This window comes from Endozoicomonas gorgoniicola (genome assembly GCF_025562715.2).
Lineage (GTDB): Bacteria > Pseudomonadota > Gammaproteobacteria > Pseudomonadales > Endozoicomonadaceae > Endozoicomonas_A > Endozoicomonas_A gorgoniicola.
Map to the genome: position 1 here is coordinate 1,297,857 of NZ_JAPFCC010000001.1, position 19,171 is coordinate 1,317,027.

At 51.2% G+C, this 19,171-nt stretch carries 12 protein-coding genes; 6 read left to right on the plus strand and 6 right to left on the minus strand.

Translation table 11 applies throughout. From position 1 onward, the window contains the following. Nucleotides 1-84: 84 nt before the first annotated feature. Genes NX722_RS06015 through NX722_RS06025 form a run of 3 tightly spaced genes read left to right on the plus strand, consistent with a single transcriptional unit; the run spans nt 85 to nt 4,080 of the window. Nucleotides 85-984 (plus strand): AAA family ATPase, encoded by a 900-nt coding sequence (locus tag NX722_RS06015; RefSeq protein ID WP_262567192.1) that lies wholly within the window; start codon nt 85-87, stop codon nt 982-984. An 11-nt stretch (nt 985-995) separates the two neighbouring features. Further along, a complete protein-coding gene (locus tag NX722_RS06020; RefSeq protein WP_262567193.1) occupies nt 996-1,997 on the plus strand; it encodes a DUF58 domain-containing protein in 1,002 nt (333 codons plus the stop codon). A 1-nt stretch (nt 1,998) separates the two neighbouring features. Then, nucleotides 1,999-4,080 carry a transglutaminase TgpA family protein gene (locus NX722_RS06025; RefSeq protein WP_262567194.1) on the plus strand — a complete coding sequence of 694 codons (2,082 nt, stop codon included), beginning with the start codon at nt 1,999-2,001 and terminating at the stop codon, nt 4,078-4,080. Here NX722_RS06025 and NX722_RS06030 read toward each other — a convergent pair. The 4 genes from NX722_RS06030 to NX722_RS06045 all read right to left on the minus strand — a co-directional run bounded on the left by NX722_RS06030 (nt 4,001) and on the right by NX722_RS06045 (nt 9,250). After that, nucleotides 4,001-5,560, minus strand: a complete 1,560-nt coding sequence (locus tag NX722_RS06030) for a macro domain-containing protein (RefSeq protein WP_262567195.1) — start codon at nt 5,558-5,560, stop codon at nt 4,001-4,003. The genes NX722_RS06025 and NX722_RS06030 overlap by 80 nt on opposite strands. Before the next feature lie 61 nt (nt 5,561-5,621). Then, the gene (locus NX722_RS06035) at nt 5,622-6,164 is read right to left on the minus strand and encodes a thioesterase domain-containing protein (protein WP_262567196.1); all 543 of its coding nucleotides are present in this window, start codon (nt 6,162-6,164) and stop codon (nt 5,622-5,624) included. After that, nucleotides 6,139-8,730: a bifunctional aconitate hydratase 2/2-methylisocitrate dehydratase gene (gene acnB, locus NX722_RS06040; protein ID WP_262567197.1), complete on the minus strand. Its 2,592-nt coding sequence runs from the start codon at nt 8,728-8,730 to the stop codon at nt 6,139-6,141. Before acnB ends, NX722_RS06035 begins: the two co-directional genes overlap by 26 nt. Nucleotides 8,731-9,046: 316 nt before the next feature. After that, nucleotides 9,047-9,250 carry a pyrimidine/purine nucleosidase domain-containing protein gene (locus NX722_RS06045; protein WP_262567198.1) on the minus strand — a complete coding sequence of 68 codons (204 nt, stop codon included), beginning with the start codon at nt 9,248-9,250 and terminating at the stop codon, nt 9,047-9,049. Nucleotides 9,251-9,562: 312 nt separating this feature from the next. On the opposite strand from NX722_RS06045, the gene NX722_RS06050 reads away from it, so the two are divergent. The 3 genes from NX722_RS06050 to NX722_RS06060 all read left to right on the plus strand — a co-directional run bounded on the left by NX722_RS06050 (nt 9,563) and on the right by NX722_RS06060 (nt 11,386). After that, entirely contained in the window at nt 9,563-10,039 is a 477-nt protein-coding gene (locus tag NX722_RS06050; RefSeq protein ID WP_262567199.1) for an aminoacyl-tRNA deacylase, read from the plus strand. A 118-nt stretch (nt 10,040-10,157) separates the two neighbouring features. Next, the gene (gene yfcD, locus NX722_RS06055) at nt 10,158-10,718 is read left to right on the plus strand and encodes an NUDIX hydrolase YfcD (RefSeq protein WP_262567200.1); all 561 of its coding nucleotides are present in this window, start codon (nt 10,158-10,160) and stop codon (nt 10,716-10,718) included. A 26-nt stretch (nt 10,719-10,744) separates the two neighbouring features. Next, entirely contained in the window at nt 10,745-11,386 is a 642-nt protein-coding gene (locus tag NX722_RS06060; RefSeq protein WP_322740913.1) for a riboflavin synthase subunit alpha, read from the plus strand. 67 nt (nt 11,387-11,453) lie between these two features. Here the strand turns inward: NX722_RS06060 and NX722_RS06065 are convergent, their stop codons facing one another. Then, nucleotides 11,454-15,812, minus strand: coding sequence for a hypothetical protein (locus NX722_RS06065; protein ID WP_262567201.1), 4,359 nt, complete (start codon nt 15,810-15,812; stop codon nt 11,454-11,456). Nucleotides 15,813-15,880: 68 nt separating this feature from the next. Then, nucleotides 15,881-19,066, minus strand: a complete 3,186-nt coding sequence (locus NX722_RS06070; RefSeq protein WP_262567202.1) for a hypothetical protein — start codon at nt 19,064-19,066, stop codon at nt 15,881-15,883. Nucleotides 19,067-19,171 lie beyond the last annotated feature (105 nt).

Sequence of the window (19,171 nt, forward strand, 5' to 3'; positions counted from 1 at the left end):
ACGGTAAATAGCACCTGCCGATATAAACAGGCAGGTCTGGCCCCTAACCTCCAACAACTAACCTCCAACAACAGGTTCACTTCAATGAATGAGTTGCACCAGTGCGTTCATGGTCTTAATGATCTGATTAAGGGTAAGGAACATGAAGTGCGACTGGCCGTTTGCTGTCTTCTGGCCGGAGGACATCTGCTGGTGGAAGACCTGCCCGGTATGGGCAAAACCACTCTGGCTCATGGACTGGCAAGGGTGATGGGGCTGGATTACCAGCGCATCCAGTTCACCAGTGACCTGTTGCCTGCGGATATAATTGGTGTGTCCGTCTATGAAAAACAGACCGGTTCCTTTCGTTTTCATAAAGGACCGGTGTTTACCCAGCTGATCCTTGCTGACGAGATTAACCGCGCGTCCCCCCGGACCCAGAGTGCCTTGCTGGAAGCGATGGAGGAGCGGCAGGTCACGGTTGAAGGACAAACTCTGACATTGCCATCGCCTTTTTTTGTTATAGCGACTCAGAACCCAGCCGCCCAGGAAGGCACCTTTACCTTGCCAGAGTCACAGCTGGATCGTTTTTTAATGCGCATCCAGTTGGGCTATCCGGATAAAGAGTCAGAACTGTCCCTGCTGAAAGGTGAAGCAGGCCGCAGCCGGATGCATGAATGCCAGCAGGTACTCTCTCCATCCACCCTGAAGAGTGGACAGCTTCAGGTTGAAACGGTTCATGCCAGTGACCATTTTCTGAAGTACCTGCTCAGAGTGGTCACCGCTACCCGCCTTTCCAGTGATTTTGTCACTGGCTTATCGCCCCGTGCCAGCCTCTCGTTGTTGCAGGCCAGCAAAGCCTGGGCGTTATTGCACGACAGAGATTATGTGATACCGGAAGACCTGCAGGCTGTTTTCACCGCTGTGGCTGAGCATCGACTGCTAAGTCGTGGTGCTGGCCTGTCAGCAAAAGAGCTGTTAGCCACTGTTGATGTCACAGGCTGAGGTGATCTGGCATGGCAGGCTTACAATCATTGAAGCAGAAAGCAAGACAGCTGGTTCTGGGCAACATTGCCCCGGCCCGACAGGTAACGTTAAGCCAGAGACGTATTTACATACTTCCCGGCATGGCCGGAATGCTCTGGTTGCTGGTGGCTTTTCTGTTGTTCCTGATGGCGGTGAATTATACCAACAGCCTTGCTTTTGCCATGTCGTTTTTTATGGTCAGCCTGTTTATGCTGGCGATATTGCACACCTGGCGAAACCTCGCGGGGCTGACCATCCGTAGTCTTGGTGGTGAACCTGCGCACGTTGGGCAGCCAGTGCAGGTAAAGCTTGAGATAGATGGCCATAATCGTGAGCGTATTGCCATTAAAGTGGGATGGCCAGATCATGAAAACCTGAATGTCGATACCCGGGGCTCAACACAGATAGACTTACGCATTACCGGACAGAAGCGTGGCTGGCTATCCCCGGGCCTGTTACGCATTGAAAGCCAGTATCCTCTTGGGCTGTGCAAAACCTGGAGTTGGCTCTCCCTGGAAACAGGGGTTCTTGTTTATCCGGCGGTTGATGACAGCCTGCCCCTGCCATTAAGTCAGAATGCCAATGGCACTCAGGCGGGAGCCATGATGCTCGGGCAGGAGGAGTTTTCCGGTGTGCGCCGCTACCAGGCCGGTGATTCTAGTGGGCATGTTGACTGGAAAGGCTTTGCCCGCAGGCACGAACTGAACACGAAAATTTTCGACCAGCCGGTTGGACTGGATTGCATGTTGTCACTGAACGATACGCCGGGTCATGAGCTGGAAGATCAACTCCCGGTACTCACTGCCTGGTGTCTGCGATGTGAACGACAGAAGCGGCCTTACGGCCTGTCACTGCCGGGAGTCACCATTAGTCCCTGCATGGGGCAGCGACATCTGAGTGAGTGTCTGCAGTCTCTGGCCTTGTTTCAGATTAAGAAGCTTCAGGTTAAGACGCTTCAGGTTGAGACGTTTCAGGTTGAGACGGGTGCTTAATATGTCTGACACTCACCAGCTGGAAGAAGGCATCAGCCGTACGTCTGTGATCTGGTTGCTGGTAGTCCAGGTGATGGTGTTACTGCCATTGGGATCTGTTCTGCCGGTGCCGCTGTTAGCCATTGCTTTACTCAGTGTTATATGGCGTCTGACATTGTGGTATGGGCGATCTTTCTGGCCACCCCTCTGGCTGCGTGCTGTGCTGATAGCCATCGCACTGGGAACGGTTGTCATCAGCTTTCAGCCATTACTGACACTGGAGTCAATAGTATCGGTTCTGGCTGTCAGCTATTCATTAAAACTGCTGGAAATGCGCTACCGGCGCGATGCCCTTGTTGTCGTCTATATTGGTTTTTTTGTTGTCACCACCAGTGTCCTGTTTTCCCAGAGTCTGCTACAGGCTGCCTGGCTGGTTCTGTGTCTGGTCGTACTCATTGCGGCTCAACAGGGGCTATACCGGCGAACGGATTTTTTGCCGGTTGCCAGCAGCCTGCGTTATGGTCTTGTGCTGGTGTTGCAGGCGGTACCATTAACCGTTGTTCTGTTTATTCTTGTACCTCGTCTGGATCCATTGTGGTCTGTTCCCCAGCCCGATTACAGCGCAACGACAGGCGTCAGTGATCGTATGGCTCCGGGAGATATTGCCCGCCTGAGCCAGTCCGACGAACTGGCTTTCAGGGCTGTTTTCGATGGCAGTCTGCCCCCGGCCAGTGAACGCTACTGGCGAATGGTGGTGATGGACCAGTTTGACGGAAAAAGCTGGTATCAGTCGGCAACTGCCGATCTGGTCAGCAAGGGTATCGCAGTCACTGACTGGCAGCAGGATCATCATCAGCCTGTTGACTGGTGGTTACAGCAGCCTAACGGCTATCGTTACGAAGTTTTGCTTGAGGCAACCGGTTCTCCCTGGCTGGTAACAATGGGGCCGGCAACAGAGAGTCAGGGACAATATTTGCTATTGCGAACCCTGCGACTGGAAGCAGGAAGCCCGCTCTATGAACGTCAGGTGTATTCTGTTTCCGGCAGTACCCCGGTATTTTCGGACGATTTGCCTGGCTGGCTGCGCAAACTGAATTTGCAACTGCCCAGGGGAAACACTCAGGCACGGCGAACTGCGCGACGATGGATGTTGCAGGCAAAAGGGAAGCCGGAACAGCTGGCTATGCGCATTATGCGGTTTTTTCAGGAACAGGGGTTTGTTTATACCCTGTCACCGCCGTTAATGGCAGGAGAGAGTATCGACCGTTTTCTGTTTTCTGAACAGCAGGGGTTTTGTGCGCATTATGCGGGTGCATTTGTCTTTATGATGCGGTCAGCGGGGGTGCCTGCCAGAGTAGTGTCCGGTTATCAGGGTGGAGAGCTCAAACCTGAACAAAACATGATTCAGGTTCGTCAGTTTGATGCTCACGCCTGGGCGGAAATATGGGTCAGGGGCAAAGGCTGGGTGCGCTATGATCCTACGATGGCTATTGCACCGGAACGCATTTTAGCGGATTTGCAGACTGCACTGGGACTAGAAGGCGGCTTCCTTAATGAGAAGCCACTGTCGTTACTCCGCTACCGTGAGGTGCCTCTGCTGAACCATTTCAGACTGTTTTATGAAAACCTTGAATATCGCTGGCAGCGCACAGTCATTGATTATCAGCGAGAGCAGCAGCAGGCTTTACTGGAGCAGTGGCTTGGCACGGACCAGCTGCAATGGAGGCAGACTACTTTACTGGCAGTGGTTGTATTAATGGTATTGGGGGTAAGTAGCCTGCTGCTGTTATACCGGCGTGACAAGAAAGATGAGCTTAGTCGTTTATATAATCGTTTTCTTGCCAAGCTTCAGCGGTCAGGGGTTCAGTTGCAGGATGGCGAAGGGGAGCTGAGCCTGGCAAGGCGTATAGAGACAGAACATCCTGAACTGTCAGACAGTGTATGGGCATTTATCAGGGAGTATATTCAGTGTCGGTATGCCAGCCATGAAACGGTTGAGGCCCGGCAGATAAAAAGTCTGAAAATCAAACTGAACTCGGTTCGCCAGGAGCCTGTCCGACAGGCTCCCGGGCATCACCAGACGGCTGATTGTAATAAGGTCTGAGCTTGTCATTCAGATCGTTGATAAATTTGCGTGCCAGTGCCTGTTCGTCCGAACTTAAATGCAAAGGGTTCACATCCAGGTTATCTTCAGCCGTATCCAGATAATCGATAAGCTGGTCACTGTCTTCTCCGGGGTCCTGTCCATCCCTGATCAATGCAATAAGGCGATCCACTTCTTCCGTTAGCCACTGCATTCGGGCAGCTACCGGCATACCGCCTTTGATCGGCAGTATGCCATCCAGAGCCTGTTCCAGCTGTCGTTTGGCAATAAGAGGTGAAAGAGTGGCAGTGTGGGGACGGGCATGGCTTGCCGGTGTGTTCATATTGAGCTGATAATGCTCTTCACGAAGCTGTTCACCAATAGCGTTTTCAGGGAATACCAGATATATCTTGGGAGGTTCAGGTTTTGTGTCGGGATGATTCAGGTAGTACTTAATGGCCCGGTGGGCGATCTGAGCTTCGCTGTTTACCGGCAGATTCATATAACGACTGAGTATGGGTATGGCAATACTCTTTGAGCCCTGATTATGAGCCTCCCTGATTGCACTGACATAAGCATTAAACAGGCGGGCTGTTGGCTGGTTGTCCCATTGTTCAGGCAGAATGGTGTGAACAATCTGTTTAAAGCCCAGCTCCGACACCTTACCGGCAGCGGTTACCATGGAATGACCGGATTCCAGAGTCCCTAACTGATCAAGAAGCCTGCGCTGGTTAAGGGCTGGTTCCCTGTTGGCCAGTGTTTCAAGAGTCGGGGTGGTCCGGCGCTGTTCAGAGCGATGAGGGCAGACGATGGCATCAATGCCGGGATGGACCTTGTGGTTGATTCTGGTAATGTCGCCTTTGAACAGATTGACCTGACCATTCCTGAAGCTCAGTACCGACAAGGCTGCTGAAGGTCTGGCAGCCGGCGTGGGCGATGCGTTGCGATGCTCCAGCCTTGTATCAGTGGGAGGAGTGCCGGAACTGGCTTTTGGCATATAGGGCGTCGTGTTGGCGATAGCCCTGTATCGACGCCGGTAGATAGAAAAATTTTGAACTCCCTGGCGCTCCAGATTTTGTTCGATGAAGGTGTCTACCGACAGCCAGTCCCTGCTGTCGACGAGGGCTTTGAGCTGGTTCATCTGCTTCATCAATGGAAGGTTCCGGTTACTGTAACCCTTCATTTTTACGTTAAAAGCTTCACTGGCTATATCAGATGCCAGCTGTTGCAGTGATGCGCTGTTCTCAGCTGATGGGCTGGTCTCTTGCCGTTTGTGGACAGTGAAAGACGAAACGGCTGGGGGATGATCGTGGCGACTTGAATTGCGTTCTCTGATATCAGGCGGGCTACTCCAGTCTGGCGCACTTTGGAGGGAGCGCCCGACATGGCTGGAAAGAATCCGAACAGGTTTGTCTTTAAACCACCCCTTGAATGATTTTTTAAACCACTCTTTGATGGTCTGTAACCTTGGGCGGGCTTTGCTACCAGACAGGGGGTTCATAGTGTTTTCAGGTGATCGTTCAGTCCTTGTGATACTTAAAGTATAAGCCGTTGTATAACCGTCACCGTTGAGGGCGGGCGACATAAAGGCCGGAAAAAGTGGCTATCAATTGACCGTCGCTGATGACTTCCACATCCAGTTTCAGGCGGGCGTTGCGATTTTCCTGCAGGCGACGGTAAAACGCTTCTGGTACCGGGGAGTGACATACCGCGTGCAACCCCGAACGTCCGGGTTTCAGGTACTTCATGGATTGCTCAGCAATAACTGCATCGGGCTTAGAACATTGTATTCGGGCATGCAGCATAGTGAATGCCCAGCCACACAGGGTGGCAATAGTGGCAATACTGCCCCCAAAAGCGGTGCCCTTATCGTTGATATTGGGAGCCAGCGGGCAGCTCAGGCTGAGCTGTCCGTCCCTGAACTCATCCAGAGTCAGCTCCATGGCGGTTAACAGGGGAATTTCCGCCATTACCCAGTCTTTAAAATCCTGCGTCAGTTGTGGTGTCTGCATGTTCAGTGTCCGGGCTGATAAGAAAAACCCCTGACGGGCAGGGGTCTGGATACGTCGTACTTTTGAATCAGCGTACCCTGGCAATGATATCATCAGCTGCTTTCTGGTATAACTCAACCCGGTCAAAGTTCATGTAGCGATAGACTTCAGCAGCCATGGAATCAAGATTTCTGGCAAATTCCATGTACTCTTCTGCGGTCGGGATTTTGCCAAGAATGGCACCCACTGATGCCAGTTCCGCAGAGCAGAGGTAGACATTTGCACCGTCGCCCAGCCGGTTCGGGAAGTTACGGGTCGAGGTAGACAGAACGGTAGCACCAGGTTCTACCCGTGCCTGGTTGCCCATGCACAGGGAGCAGCCGGGGATTTCAGTACGAACATTGCTGGCCTTATAGATGTCATAAAAGCCTTCCTGCTCCAGCTGTGCCTTGTCCATCCTGGTGGGTGGTGACATCCAGAAGCGGGTTTGCAGTGGGTCGCTGTTCTGTTCCAGCAGGCGACCGGCAGCCCGGAAGTGGCCGATATTGGTCATGCAGGAACCCAGGAACACTTCATCGACCTTGTCACCCGCCACATCAGAGAGAGTGCGGGCATCGTCCGGATCATTCGGTGCGCAGAGGATAGGTTCTTTGATGTCGGCCAGGTCGATATCAATCACTTCGGCGTATTCGGCATCCTTGTCTGCACGCATCATGGCCGGGTCGTCCAGCCACTCTTCCATTTTACGGGCGCGACGCTCCAGAGTACGCAGGTCACCATACCCTTCGCTGATCATCCAGCGCAGCATGGTGACATTGGACTTCAGGTATTCCGAGATGGATGCTTCTGACAAAGTGATGGTACAGCCAGCAGCAGAACGCTCTGCAGAGGCATCAGACAGTTCAAAGGCCTGCTCAACGGTGAGGTTTTCAAGACCTTCAATCTCCAGAATTCGGCCGGAGAAAGCGTTCTTCTTGCCCTTCTTCTCAACTGTCAGCAAGCCCTGTTTGATGGCATACAGGGGAATGGCATGAACCAGGTCACGCAGGGTAATGCCAGGCTGCATTTCACCCTTGAAGCGCACCAGTATGGACTCCGGCATATCCAGAGGCATAACACCGGTTGCGGCGGCAAAGGCCACCAGACCCGACCCGGCCGGGAAGGAAATACCCAGTGGGAAACGGGTGTGTGAATCACCGCCGGTTCCCACCGTGTCGGGCAGCAGCATGCGGTTCAGCCAGCTGTGTATAATGCCATCGCCGGGACGCAGTGAAACACCGCCACGATTCATAATGAAATCAGGCAGGGTATGGTGAGTTTCCACGTCAACAGGTTTGGGGTAAGCGGCTGTGTGACAGAAAGACTGCATTACCAGATCGGAAGAGAAGCCCAGACAGGCCAGATCTTTCAGTTCGTCGCGGGTCATGGGACCGGTGGTGTCCTGGGAACCTACGGTGGTCATTTTCGGTTCACAGTAGGTGCCGGGGCGAATGCCTGCCACACCGCAGGCCTTGCCGACCATTTTCTGGGCGAGGGTAAAGCCTCTGTCAGAATCTTCCGGGGCGGCAGGGCGACGGAACGCTTCAGAATGTCCGAGGTCGAGAGCTTCCCTGGCTTTTTCCGTCAGTCCGCGACCGATGATCAGGTTGATCCGGCCGCCTGCCTGCACCTCATCAAAGATAACGTCGGACTTTAAGGCAAACTCAGACAGCACCTCTCCGGATTCGGACAGGATTTTGCCCTCATAGGGACGAATTTCAATGACATCGCCCATATTGAGTTTATCGACAGGCGCTTCAAAGACCAGCGCGCCGGCATCTTCCATGGTGTTAAAGAAGATAGGCGCTACCTTTCCACCGATGCAGATGCCTCCTGCCCGTTTGTTGGGTACGCCGGGAATATCATCACCAAAGAACCACAGAACGGAGTTGGTGGCTGATTTACGGGAAGAGCCGGTACCTACTACGTCGCCAACAAAGGCAACGGGCAGGCCTTTAGACTTAACTGCGTCGACCTGCGCGAGAGGCCCTGTGACGCCATGCTCTTCTGGTTCCAGTCCGTCTCGTGTCATTTTATACATGGCACGGGCATGCAGCGGGATGTCCGGGCGCGACCAGGCATCCGGAGCGGGAGACAGGTCGTCGGTGTTCGTTTCACCGGAGACTTTAAAGACCACCACTTTTATGCTTTCAGGCACGACTTCACGCCGGGTAAACCATTCGGCATCAGCCCAGGATTTAAGAACCGCTACAGCATTGGTGTTGCCCTCTCTGGCTTTTTCTTCAACGTCGTGAAAGGCGTCAAATACCAGCAGGGTTTTCTTCAACTGCTCTGCTGCCAGTTCACCCAGCTCTGTGCTGTCGAGCAGACTGATCAGTGTCTCGATGTTGTAGCCACCAAGCATCATACCCAGCAGCTTCACCGCTTTCTGGTTGTCAATGAGTGGTGATTCTGTCTCTCCCCTGATAATGGCTGACAGGAAACCGGCTTTAACATAAGCGGCTTCATCAACACCGGGAGGAATACGGTTTTCCAGCAGGTCCAGCAGAAATGCTTCTTCACCTGTGGGGGGGCTTTTCAGCAGCTCAATAAGGCCGGTGACTTGTTCGGCACTCAGTGGCTTTGGTGGGACACCTTCTTCAGCACGCTCTTCGACGTGTTGTCTGTAGGCTTCTAGCACGTATATACCCTCTCATCTGTGCTGCCTGATCATAGGATTTCATCAGTGATGAAAGGGGGGCGATCAGATGCAGATGTTCCTGATGAAAATTATGTTCTGCACAGTTACTGCAGATCCTTGTGCAGCTATAAAAAACAGGGATGAGCGCTTCATCCCTTTGCCGGTAGTCCTTGTTATTAGTGGTTGTCGTTGATTGATTTTTGACTGTTTGTAATAGGATCAGGAGCCTGAGCACAGGCACCGGCAGCGCGGGCAGTATATCGGATAGTGCGGTATAAGTTAAGTGGAAACCGAGCCAGGCTATAGCTTCTGGCTTTCACAGGGTCATCAGCTCTTCTGCGCTGTCGCCTTCATGCTCGCCGTTCAATACCGCCAGGGCGCATTGTCGGAAAAGGCGGTGTAAGCCTCGTTTGCTGGTGTCCTGTAGTTTCTGTACTCCCCGGTTGGATAATACGCGCATGCTTCCCACGGGGTTGACCGTGGTGGTGATGGTGTAAACAGAGGTGTGGTTTGTTGTCATATTCGAACACCCGGACTATTTCGGAGACAGGGTTATTATATGGCTATTGCCTGAAATTTATCAGTCTTGACGAATGGCGATTCCTCTGACAGATTCAGAGTTTTTGGGTTGATTATTCAATACCTTATGTCGCTATCTTGTGTAGCACTATCTTTTGTAGCGCTATCTTTTGTAGCACTGCCTTTGTAGCACTATCTTTGTATTTAGCCTTATTCCACGATTTTATTCACAACCGGACATCCTCGTTTCTCATCTTGTTTTTGTCTTAACCCTTTTGTATTCGATGTCCGGAATGTTTATGAGGTGCCTATCATGCCGGTTCAGAAAGTGGCTGATTTTTTAGCTGCTCACCGTGTACCTTACAGGACTCAGCGGCATACACCCGCCTTTACAGCCCAGGAAGTTGCAGAGCAGGCTCATATCAGTGGTCACAGGGTGGCAAAAACCGTCGTCGTCAAGCTGGATGGCAAAATGGCGCTCTGTGTTTTACCCGCCACAGAACGAGTCAATTTCAGTATGTTGCGCCATGTCGCGGGCAGTCATACGGCAGAACTGGCCGCTGAGGAGGAGTTTGCCAGTCATTTCCCTACCTGCGAACCGGGGGCGATGCCGCCTTTTGGCAATCTGTATGGTTTGCCGGTTTATGCTATGGAGACCCTCAAGTCAGGTCAAACTCTGGCTTTTAACAGTGGCGACGCTTCTGAACTGTTGGTGATTGACTGGAAGGACTTTGATGAACTGGTGCATCCCGTGGTACTGACTGACCGGCAGAAGGCAGCGATTGCCTGATGGTGTTGCCTGACGAGGTTTTGCACTCTAATATGTGGGCTGTGAGACGTTGTGATTCAACTCTTAGTCTGTAATCCAGCACAATAATAACAACAGTTGTCCAGAGGATGCAGTGTCGATGTCTGATCATCATGCAAATATTTCCCAGCCCACCGTAACCTGCAACCAGTCATCCGTAGAAGAAAGGGTGATCGTGGTTGATGAACATAACCATATTACAGGCGCAGTCAGCCGCCAGCAGATGCGCAGAGAAAAACTGTGCCATCGGGCCACTTATGTGTTTGTTTTTGATTCGCAAGGGTGTGTGTACGTACAGGAACGTACAATGACCAAAGATCTTTTTCCCGGTTTTTTTGATCCTGCTACTGGCGGTGTTGTCGCCGAAGGGGAAGAGTATGACGAAACCGCTTATCGTGAGCTGGAAGAAGAACTGGGTATCTCAGGCTTGCCTTTAACCGAACACTTTCATTTTTACTTTCACAACGACGACTGTCGGGTATGGGGGAAGGTCTACAGCTGCCAGTACGATGGTGAGCTGATTCTGCAGGAAGATGAAGTGGCTGCGGTTGTCAGGGAAAAGCCGGAACATATTTTGTCCAATCGCTTTCACAGAAACTACACGCCAGACAGTCTGGCGGCTCTGGAGCGGCTTATGAGCCTGCAGCCATTGGAAGGCTGAAGAAAGCTGATGTTAAGATAACATTCTTGTTTTTAGGCAGTAATGAGAACATCAATATGTTTACCGGTATCGTCAAAGGTGTGTTTCCTGTCAGCGCTATTGTGAGGAAAGAACAGTTTGCAACCCTGTCGGTGGCTTTGCCACCAGAGCTTCTGAGTGGTGTTGAAACCGGAGCCAGTATTGCGATTAACGGCATCTGTCTTACGGTAACGGGGTTCAGTGAATCTGAAGTTACCTTTGATGCCATGCAGGAGACACTGCGAGTCACTAACCTCGGAGAGCTTGAGCCGGGAACACTGGTTAATATCGAAAGGGCTGCCCGCTTTGGTGATGAAATCGGCGGCCACCTGTTATCAGGGCATATTCACGATACCGTGGTGATTGACGAGGTGATTAACACCCCTGACAACACGACAGTGTTTTTCCGGTTTGATGCCCGCTGGTCTGATTATATTCTCCCTAAGGGCTATATCGCCCTGAACGGTTCCAGCCTGACCATTGGCGAGGAAGTCAAAGATAATCGCTTCTGTGTCCATCTGATTCCGGAAACCCTGAAACTCACAACGTTTGGCAACTGTCAGCCAGGGGACAGGGTAAATCTTGAAATCGACAGTCAGACGCAGGCTGTCGTTAATACCGTTAAAAGCTATCTGACAAAAGCTATCTGACAAAAGCTATCTGATAAAAACTAACTGAACGCCAGCCATCGTTAAATGAAACCCGTGACGAGGGTTGTCAGGCAGCTGCAGCAATAGCTGCTGCTCTTAGTTTGTCGTAAGATTTTTGCTGCTTCGGCTTCAAGGTTGCTTCGGCTAATCTGAGATGAAAGCGAGCTTCGTGATCTCCCTGACTGCCCGCAATGATCAGTAACTGCACTGCCATATCGAGATTCTGCACAACACCGTGGCTGCCATACAGGCATTTCATGCCCAGGTCTCTGGCAAAAGGCTGCAATGCTTTGATGTCCGGTTTCCTGAGGTGTTTGCTGGCAGCTTCCAGTTGTTGCTGACTGGCCTTATAAACGTCAGGATCACCGGTGTGGAATATCAGGTCTCCGGTTGATCGTCTGTGTTCAATCAGCTTGATGGCCTGTTGCTGTGTTAGTGGGTCAGTTTGTTGAAGTGCCAGTTCGACCAGTCGTGTCATTCCTTTGGTAAAGTCGTGGTGATCCTGTTCTTCTTCCAGACAGATCATTGCCAGTCTGAGCTTGGCAGCCCGGGTTATAACGGCATTGTGAGCGGCATCAAGTTCCTGACTGTGGAAGCTTTCCAGTTGTTCCAGCTCATGGCGTATCGTCCGGTCTCCTGCCTGCCATGCCGCAATCAGGTGTTCAAAGGCGGCATGGACGTCATTGAAGTTGAATGTCCTGCTTTGCTCTGTGAGCAGCAGTTTACCAAGACAGCGATTAGCCAGCGGGTCAGATGGATTTTGTGCAAGCGCTTTTTCATAACACGATTTAGCCAGAAACGCGTTATTGAATCTGGTCTCCAACAGCAGCGCCAGTCCTGTCAGGTTGATGTGTGGATCGGTGTCTGCCTGTTCTATCACCTGTTCTATCCGGTTGATGTCCAGTGGCTGGCCTGCCAGCTGACAGAGCTGGGATGCCTCAATGCAAAGTTCCGGATGTGACAACAGCTTGTCAGCACATTTCAATAGCCCTGGTACCAGCGACTCTTTGACGTCGGGGCGTTCGTTAAACAGTTTTTCAATCGCTTTAATCGGGAACTGTTTTGCCACAAGGTGAACTAATCCCTGCCAGGATGGGTTGTCATGATGTTGCTCTATGATTCCCAGCAGATGGGTGACGGCAGCCGGGTTTCCTGCGTCAATCTGTTTCAGTGCTTTCTCAAGCTCCTCTACGTCAGGCCCGGAAACCACCAGGGCTCCGGTGTTTTGTCTGAGCAGAGAAGACAGAGAAAGGGTTTTTGCATCGGGCTGGATACAGTCAGCAGGCAGAGGCAGGGGGACTTCAATACCAATGGGGGCGGGCAGCTTTAATACTGGCGTACGTTTAAAGGCTGTCCGTATAGATGCCATATCGACAAATTCAGGCGGTTCCATACCATCGCCTTCTGACTCTGCCGGTGTCGGATAAGCGGCTTTAGGGGCTGGCTCACTGACGGCTTCTGTCGTTTTAAATGATTGATAAATGTCGTCTTTATCCAGAACGGTCCGGTGTTCAATGGCGAGTGAAAACTGCAGCAGTTGTTGTTTGTAACGCTGCACCACTTTGTTCAATGCCCAACTGAAAAAACGGTCAATGCGGGATCGGGAAGTAGGAGCCAGTTTGAGATCAACTTTGTCGAGCTGTTTCAAGTCAACCGCACCACCCACAATTTTTAACTGGGCATCACAAGTAAGGCGCTGATGACGGGCGGCTCGCTTGATAAACCACTTGATGATAGGGTTTTTCATGAACCCGGGCAGCTTAACACCACGGGTCGCCCCGGCACTCTTGTCCTGCGACGGTGAGTAAAGCAGCTTTGTGACTGCCCTGAGATTGACTTCGGCTTCGGTAACATGAACCGATCCGAAGTTCTCGCCATCCAGAACCACTTTAACCTGTCCCATGGTGACAGGCCCGGCTTTTAAACGGTCAAAGTTCAGCTCGCCTCTGGATATCACGGGCGTTATGGTTTTAGCCCCGGTTTCCGGGTCTTCGCGAACAAACAGTTTGGGAGAGGTTCTTTCGATCGAGACAGCAGTGCTGAGATCTAGTGGAATGTGTTGACCGTCGACCAGCACTTCCAGCACGTCTTCACTGTTGAGAGTCAGATCGGGTCTGATCGTCATAACGTGTTTGTTGGTTGTTACTGCCACCTTGCCCTTCAGTCCTACATGGCCTTCGGGCAAATGAATACCATTACCATTCCGGGAGAGTTCAAAGGGCTGTGATACATGGGTGTTGAGATCCGGTATCTCTCCCGTGACGGTCAGGTTATCGCCCAGTTTCATGCAGTGGATACTGGCGGGCTTTGTTGCGGTCAGTTTCAGCTTACCTCTGATAAGGGTGTCCTCTCCGAGAGCCTTCTCTATCCCTTTCCCTTCGGGTGTACTGATGTCGACTTTTACGTTGCCAATGTTAACATCAGCATCCAGCCTGGCAGGGCGTATGCTTGAGCCCTGTGGCGATGGCAGGGGTTTTCCATCCGTTAGGGTGACATGGCCGTTTATTCCAGTGGCGGTAACCATGGCATCCAGGTCTCCCTGGTTCTTTACGGACACTTTTTCTACATTGGCTGCTATACGCTCACAGCCAGAGAGACGAGCTTCCCCGGTACCCGCACCCTCAACATTACGAGTCAGGTCAATATTAATGCTGCTGGCTGAAAATTGTGTTTTGCCCGTCAGTGTCATCAGTTCACTGGCTTTGTGCGGCTTTTTTTGAGGAAAAGGGCGTACTTCATCGTCAGGAATTACCGGAGTGTCTGACGGTTGTTCTGAATAAGGCGGTGGTGGGTTATCTGAATAGGGAGGAGGCTGGTTCAGAGGCAAGGCTATATCCTGCCACCGGGCAAATGGGCTGGACGGTGTAAGAACCTCTTTCAACTCGTTGACCACTTCCAGCGCATTATTAATGCTCCCTTCCGCACGGCCACACTGAACGTTCAGGCGTCTTGGAGTCTCCCCCTTTCTGGCAGCAGGCGCGGCTTCTGTATCAGGGATTTTGGGGTGGTAATCCAGATGGATGTCTGAAAAAGCACCGTCAGCCTGCAGCTCCCCTTTAGTAGCAACCGTTACTTTTCCCAGTTTTGCTGACAGCCGGAAATTCAGCTGTCTGAACAGGGCGTCAATGAATGGCTCTGGCGAAGCTTTTACACTCTTGAACAATGAGGCAACGTCAGCTGGGGCAAATTCCGGGAGTTCAACATTGATCTCCTGAGCATTCAGGGAAACAAAATTGGGTGCCTGAGTCACTTGACCGATTTCTTTCAGCAGGCCATAACCAGCAGACAGAGCGTTCGGAGCCGTAATGTAGTTAAACAGCATTTGTCCCATACTGCCTGAGAGACCTGCTTTTATACCGCTGGCGGTTACGCTGGCTTTAATCACCTGACCGTCCGGCATATCAACGGCTGTTGTTGCTTTCAGTTCTGAAATTTTGAAAACAGGACACATCTTGCCGCCCGGGCCTTTGACAAAGTCTATGCCTGCAATGCAGACATTAACATTGTCGAGTACGATTTGCCCTTCCGGGGTATTGAGCGCCAGATGATCCAGAGGAATATCAATACGCACGTTTTCGGGCTTCCCCTGCCCGGGGTGGCTCGCGGCGTAAAAATCTCTGACGGAAGCCAGAAACGTTGAGAGAGGCTCAATTACCTTTTTTCCGTTGGAGGCAAGACTTTCATAGGATTGAACGGCTTTCTCAAATTCACGACAGAGAGCGGCAGCCTGTTCGCGATGTTTAGGGAGTGCCAGTTGCTCTTCTTTCAGTTCTGCTTTTTTTTCCTGAAGCTCTCTGGTTCTGGATGCTTTGAAGAACTTTAGTTGACCCGATCCGTTTTCCAGTTTTTTAATTTTATCTTCAAGTGTCTTAATTTTTTTCTCGGTGTCTACACAGAGATTTCTGGCTTTCTCATACTGTTTCTTAGTCACTTTCTTGAGCTTTTTGCTCACTTCAAGCGCTTTTGTATCCATTAAGTAGCCGGTTGATGTGACAACTTTTTTGGCTATTTTTGAAATCAGGGAAGAAAATACAGAGCTTTTTGACTGGTAGGCCAGCGGTTGTGGCGATTCGGTACTGTTTTGTGTTGCTCTGTCGTCTGGTTGCAGTTCGTGGACGCCGGATTTCTCCGGGCTTTCTTTGGAGGGGGGGCTGTTGTCAGGAGTGCTGGTGTCAGGGGTTTCTACCGCACCCCTGAGCAGATTCATTTCCTGTTCAAGCTTGTCAATCTGACGCTGCTCAAGGTCTGGCATCTGGTCTAATACACCCGCTTTGTCGCGTGTTTTTGACTGGGAGGCAGGCGCTTCTGTATAAGAGACCTCCTGCCCTTTATGTCGACCTTTTTCCGTCGTCTGTTCGCTTCTTTTTGCTTTGGAAGCGGTTTGCAGAGCGTCGGAATGTCCCCCTTTTGGTTCAAGCCTGTTCATGTAACATCCTGTTTCTGACAGTTGTGTTAATTGGATTGTGTTAATTGCGCTTTGTTAATTGAGCTTTGTTAATTGAGCTTTCTGTGGTCTGTTGCTTCCTGCATCCAGTCCGGTGCGGCTTCTGGCACACGGGTATTTCCATGACCACGGTTCAGGTTCGCCCGGACTGGCGTAATGGCAGCCGGAAGCAGACTCTGAAGTGTTTGTTGTCCATCTTGCATCTGTTGTACCAGCAGAGTTGATAGTCGGGCCTGATCATTCAGGGCCTGAAGGTTGTTCAACAGTGTCGCGAAATGATTGATCATCTCCAGCTGGGCAGGTGCAATGTCATCCGTTTCTTTTGCCTGCAACAGCAACGGGCGCATTTCGTGTATTTTGTTAACTAACTCATCGGGTCTAAGGGTCAGGTCGTGGGGTATCGAAAATAGCTGTTGTACGAAACGGTTATAAGGATGATCATCGGGAGTATTAAATGAGTGACAAAATGCTTTTGCTACTTCCGGTTTGTCATGGGTATGTTGCCAGAGTTCATAGAAGGCTTCTTTTCCAGCCTCTTTCATTTCAGCAGGTAATGCCGTGTTGGAAAGCGTTTCAAGCAGCAGGCTGGCGGCATCAATATATCTTGGATAACCGATACTGCCGTCTATGATTTCCCAGCGAACCCTTGCCCTCAGGGCATCCGGGTTGTGGTTATGAATACCCGTTGCCAAAATCTGTTCAGCGGCAAATTCTCCCTGAGTGAGCAGCTGTATTTCAGCGGCAGGTACTGGCAATTTATATCTCTGCATCAGGCTGCTGATTCTGTTGATGAGTTCCGGGGCTTCAGGGTCACTCGCTGACAGATCAGCCAATGGTCTGGTGGGATATTCTCGCAGGATTTGAACCACGGACTCTCCAACGACGCTTTCGATGGCGTCCACCGTTTGTGCAAGCGCTTTTGGTGATCCCTCAAAGCGACCACTTTTGACATGGTCGCAGATCAGTTGAGTGATGACTTCTCCGGGGCAGCGTCCCTCTTTCACCAGACGAAGTAACTGACACATGGCCTCTGAGCCAGCGAACGGGTCAGACTTGTAAGCAAACGACAGCGTATCAATGACCAGCTCGATATTGTCAGGCTCTTCTCGCTCAAAATCCAAAGCCTTTTGCGTCAGCCAGTCCGGGTCTGCAGCTTCAGGCACTTCTGCATAATGTTTTCTTTGTAACAGTGCAGCGAAAATGGCGACGGACTTTGGTGGGTCTACTTCTGTCAGTTCGTGGGCAATTTTATAATATTCAGCCCGCTCAACCGGATCATCGCATTCGAGTATTAACTTTTTGTAAACCGGGGCGGTGATGGCGAGGCTGGCTCTGAGTGCTTCGCGATGGTGTTGGCGCTCCGTTAACTCCTTATGCATCAGGACCAGTTGCCTTGACTGTTCTGGTCTGGTGGGGTCTGTCGCTTTTTCGCGGCTGGCAAGAATACACTGCTGTTCGAGTCGTTTCGGGCAGATCAGAAGCCTTGAGTTAATTAAAGACCAGCCCTGGAGCAGGTCACCACCGATCTGGTCGAACAGCTCGGTCATGACAATGGTTCCATGATCGCCTTCTTTTTCACTACCGGGTATCAGTCCGGGAAGTTGAACTTCAACCTGTGCGCCTACCTGAATGGACGGACCGTTTGCAGTGTGAATAATCCTGGTAAACCGGGAACGAAGCAGTGGGCCGAGTATCAGCTTAATCAGCGGATTGCTGCTTTCAACATCAATATAACCTTTGTCCTGCCGTTCACGGTCAGATAGCGCTTTCAGTTGCGTTTTGGAATGTTTCAGGTCTTTAAGCGCTATGTCACCTCTGCGAACCGGGGCGTGCAGGGATAGTTTTGTTTGCCCGCCCAGTAAAACGCCCATCAGACGTAACAGTAAAGATGAAGACTGTTTTAGATGCTTTGGTTCAAGTGTCAGCTCACAGCTCAGTGAGCCGTTGTGATCTTTGTCCATATCAGACAGGGCAATCTTATTCAGCGCGACGACGGAAGGTCTGTCGCCATCGGGGTCAAAATTAATTTCCATCCCCCCCAGGGTGGTGACGGCTGACTGGTCAGCCTCCTGATGGACGAGATTAATCTTTTTGGAAATCTTCAGATCTTTGAAGGTCGCTGTGCCTTTATCAAATTCGGCCAGCCCCGGGTGTTTGCTGGCCGGGTCTGCATATTCTCCGTCAAGCGCATAAGCGGTATTGGTATTGCTGTACTTTACCTCAAGCTCTGTCAGTGAAACCTGAACAGCTGTGTTGTCGTGGGGCAGGTTTGAGCTGTCTTTACCTTCTCGTAACCAGGTGTAGGCTGACGTGAAGTTAAGAAATTTTCCAATATCCGTTCCCAGATGCACCTGCCCTAAGTTGGTTGCGACTTTCAGGCTGACAGGCTCTTTCTGGTACTCCACAGGAATATCTACATCGCAGCGTACCTGATGGATACTGATGGTTGTCTGGCGTTGCTGATCCTGAATTTCAGTACTTTCGCTACCGGGTGGCTGCAGACAGGCTGACAGGGACAGGTTGGATACAACAAGAGGCCCGTTCTGGGTTTCTATTGTCAGTTTGGGGATTTTAAGGTGTTGATAAATACCTGCTTTGTTGGGGTCGAGATCTTTAAATGCAGTCAGGAGTATATCGGTGAATATTTGCTGCCAGGTTTCATCCGTCATATCAAACGTTACCCCGGCCCATTTTTCCAATAGCTGATATCTGGCCAGATTGGCAGTCCGCTTCTGAGCCTGAGGCACAATAAAGTGTTTAAAGGGCTTGACGATGACCTGATTGGCAACGGGTTTAACAACGCGTTCCGCCAGTGGCTTGACCAGAAAGTCCCTGACAGGGCTGAGGATATAGTTTTTAAGTCCCCGGACGATCCAGTGGGAGCTGGCGGGCTTGTCTGTCCCACCGGTTTTTTCGGTTGCTGGTGTGGCTGTTTTGCTGGTTCCTTCAGCCTGTTCAGGAGGCGCTCCCCAAAACCAGCCAAAGGCACGTTGCAAACGGCCGGACTGTGGTTGCTGGATATCAACCTGCATTTTTTGTATTGGTTTAAAGGAATCAATAGTTCCGTCATCTTTGCGGCTGGGTATTTGCCTGAACACCTGGTTAAGGTCGACCGTGTCTACTTTTCGATGGTCATGCGATGGGTCTGATGAGGAAGTATCAGGATGCGGCAGGCTCTCCAGTGCATCATAAAACGGTAACGAGTCTGTGGATAATGACGGTCTGCTGGGTTCCATGCTTGCCGGGCTTTAAACAGCCTTGTCCTGTGGTAATGAGCACTGTTTAAAGTCTAGCAGTCGTAGTTCTGACTTATTGTTTAGATAAAAGGCTGGCTTTATATG

Coding starts and splice junctions, on each gene's coding strand:
- NX722_RS06030 (WP_262567195.1), bottom strand. CDS start 5,560: ATGAACCCCCTGTCTGGTAGCAAAGCCCGCCCAAGGTTACAGACCATC.
- NX722_RS06020 (WP_262567193.1), top strand. CDS start 996: ATGGCAGGCTTACAATCATTGAAGCAGAAAGCAAGACAGCTGGTTCTG.
- NX722_RS06065 (WP_262567201.1), bottom strand. CDS start 15,812: ATGAACAGGCTTGAACCAAAAGGGGGACATTCCGACGCTCTGCAAACC.
- NX722_RS06050 (WP_262567199.1), top strand. CDS start 9,563: ATGCCGGTTCAGAAAGTGGCTGATTTTTTAGCTGCTCACCGTGTACCT.
- NX722_RS06015 (WP_262567192.1), top strand. CDS start 85: ATGAATGAGTTGCACCAGTGCGTTCATGGTCTTAATGATCTGATTAAG.
- NX722_RS06070 (WP_262567202.1), bottom strand. CDS start 19,066: ATGGAACCCAGCAGACCGTCATTATCCACAGACTCGTTACCGTTTTAT.
- NX722_RS06025 (WP_262567194.1), top strand. CDS start 1,999: ATGTCTGACACTCACCAGCTGGAAGAAGGCATCAGCCGTACGTCTGTG.
- yfcD (WP_262567200.1), top strand. CDS start 10,158: ATGTCTGATCATCATGCAAATATTTCCCAGCCCACCGTAACCTGCAAC.
- NX722_RS06035 (WP_262567196.1), bottom strand. CDS start 6,164: ATGATATCATTGCCAGGGTACGCTGATTCAAAAGTACGACGTATCCAG.
- NX722_RS06045 (WP_262567198.1), bottom strand. CDS start 9,250: ATGACAACAAACCACACCTCTGTTTACACCATCACCACCACGGTCAAC.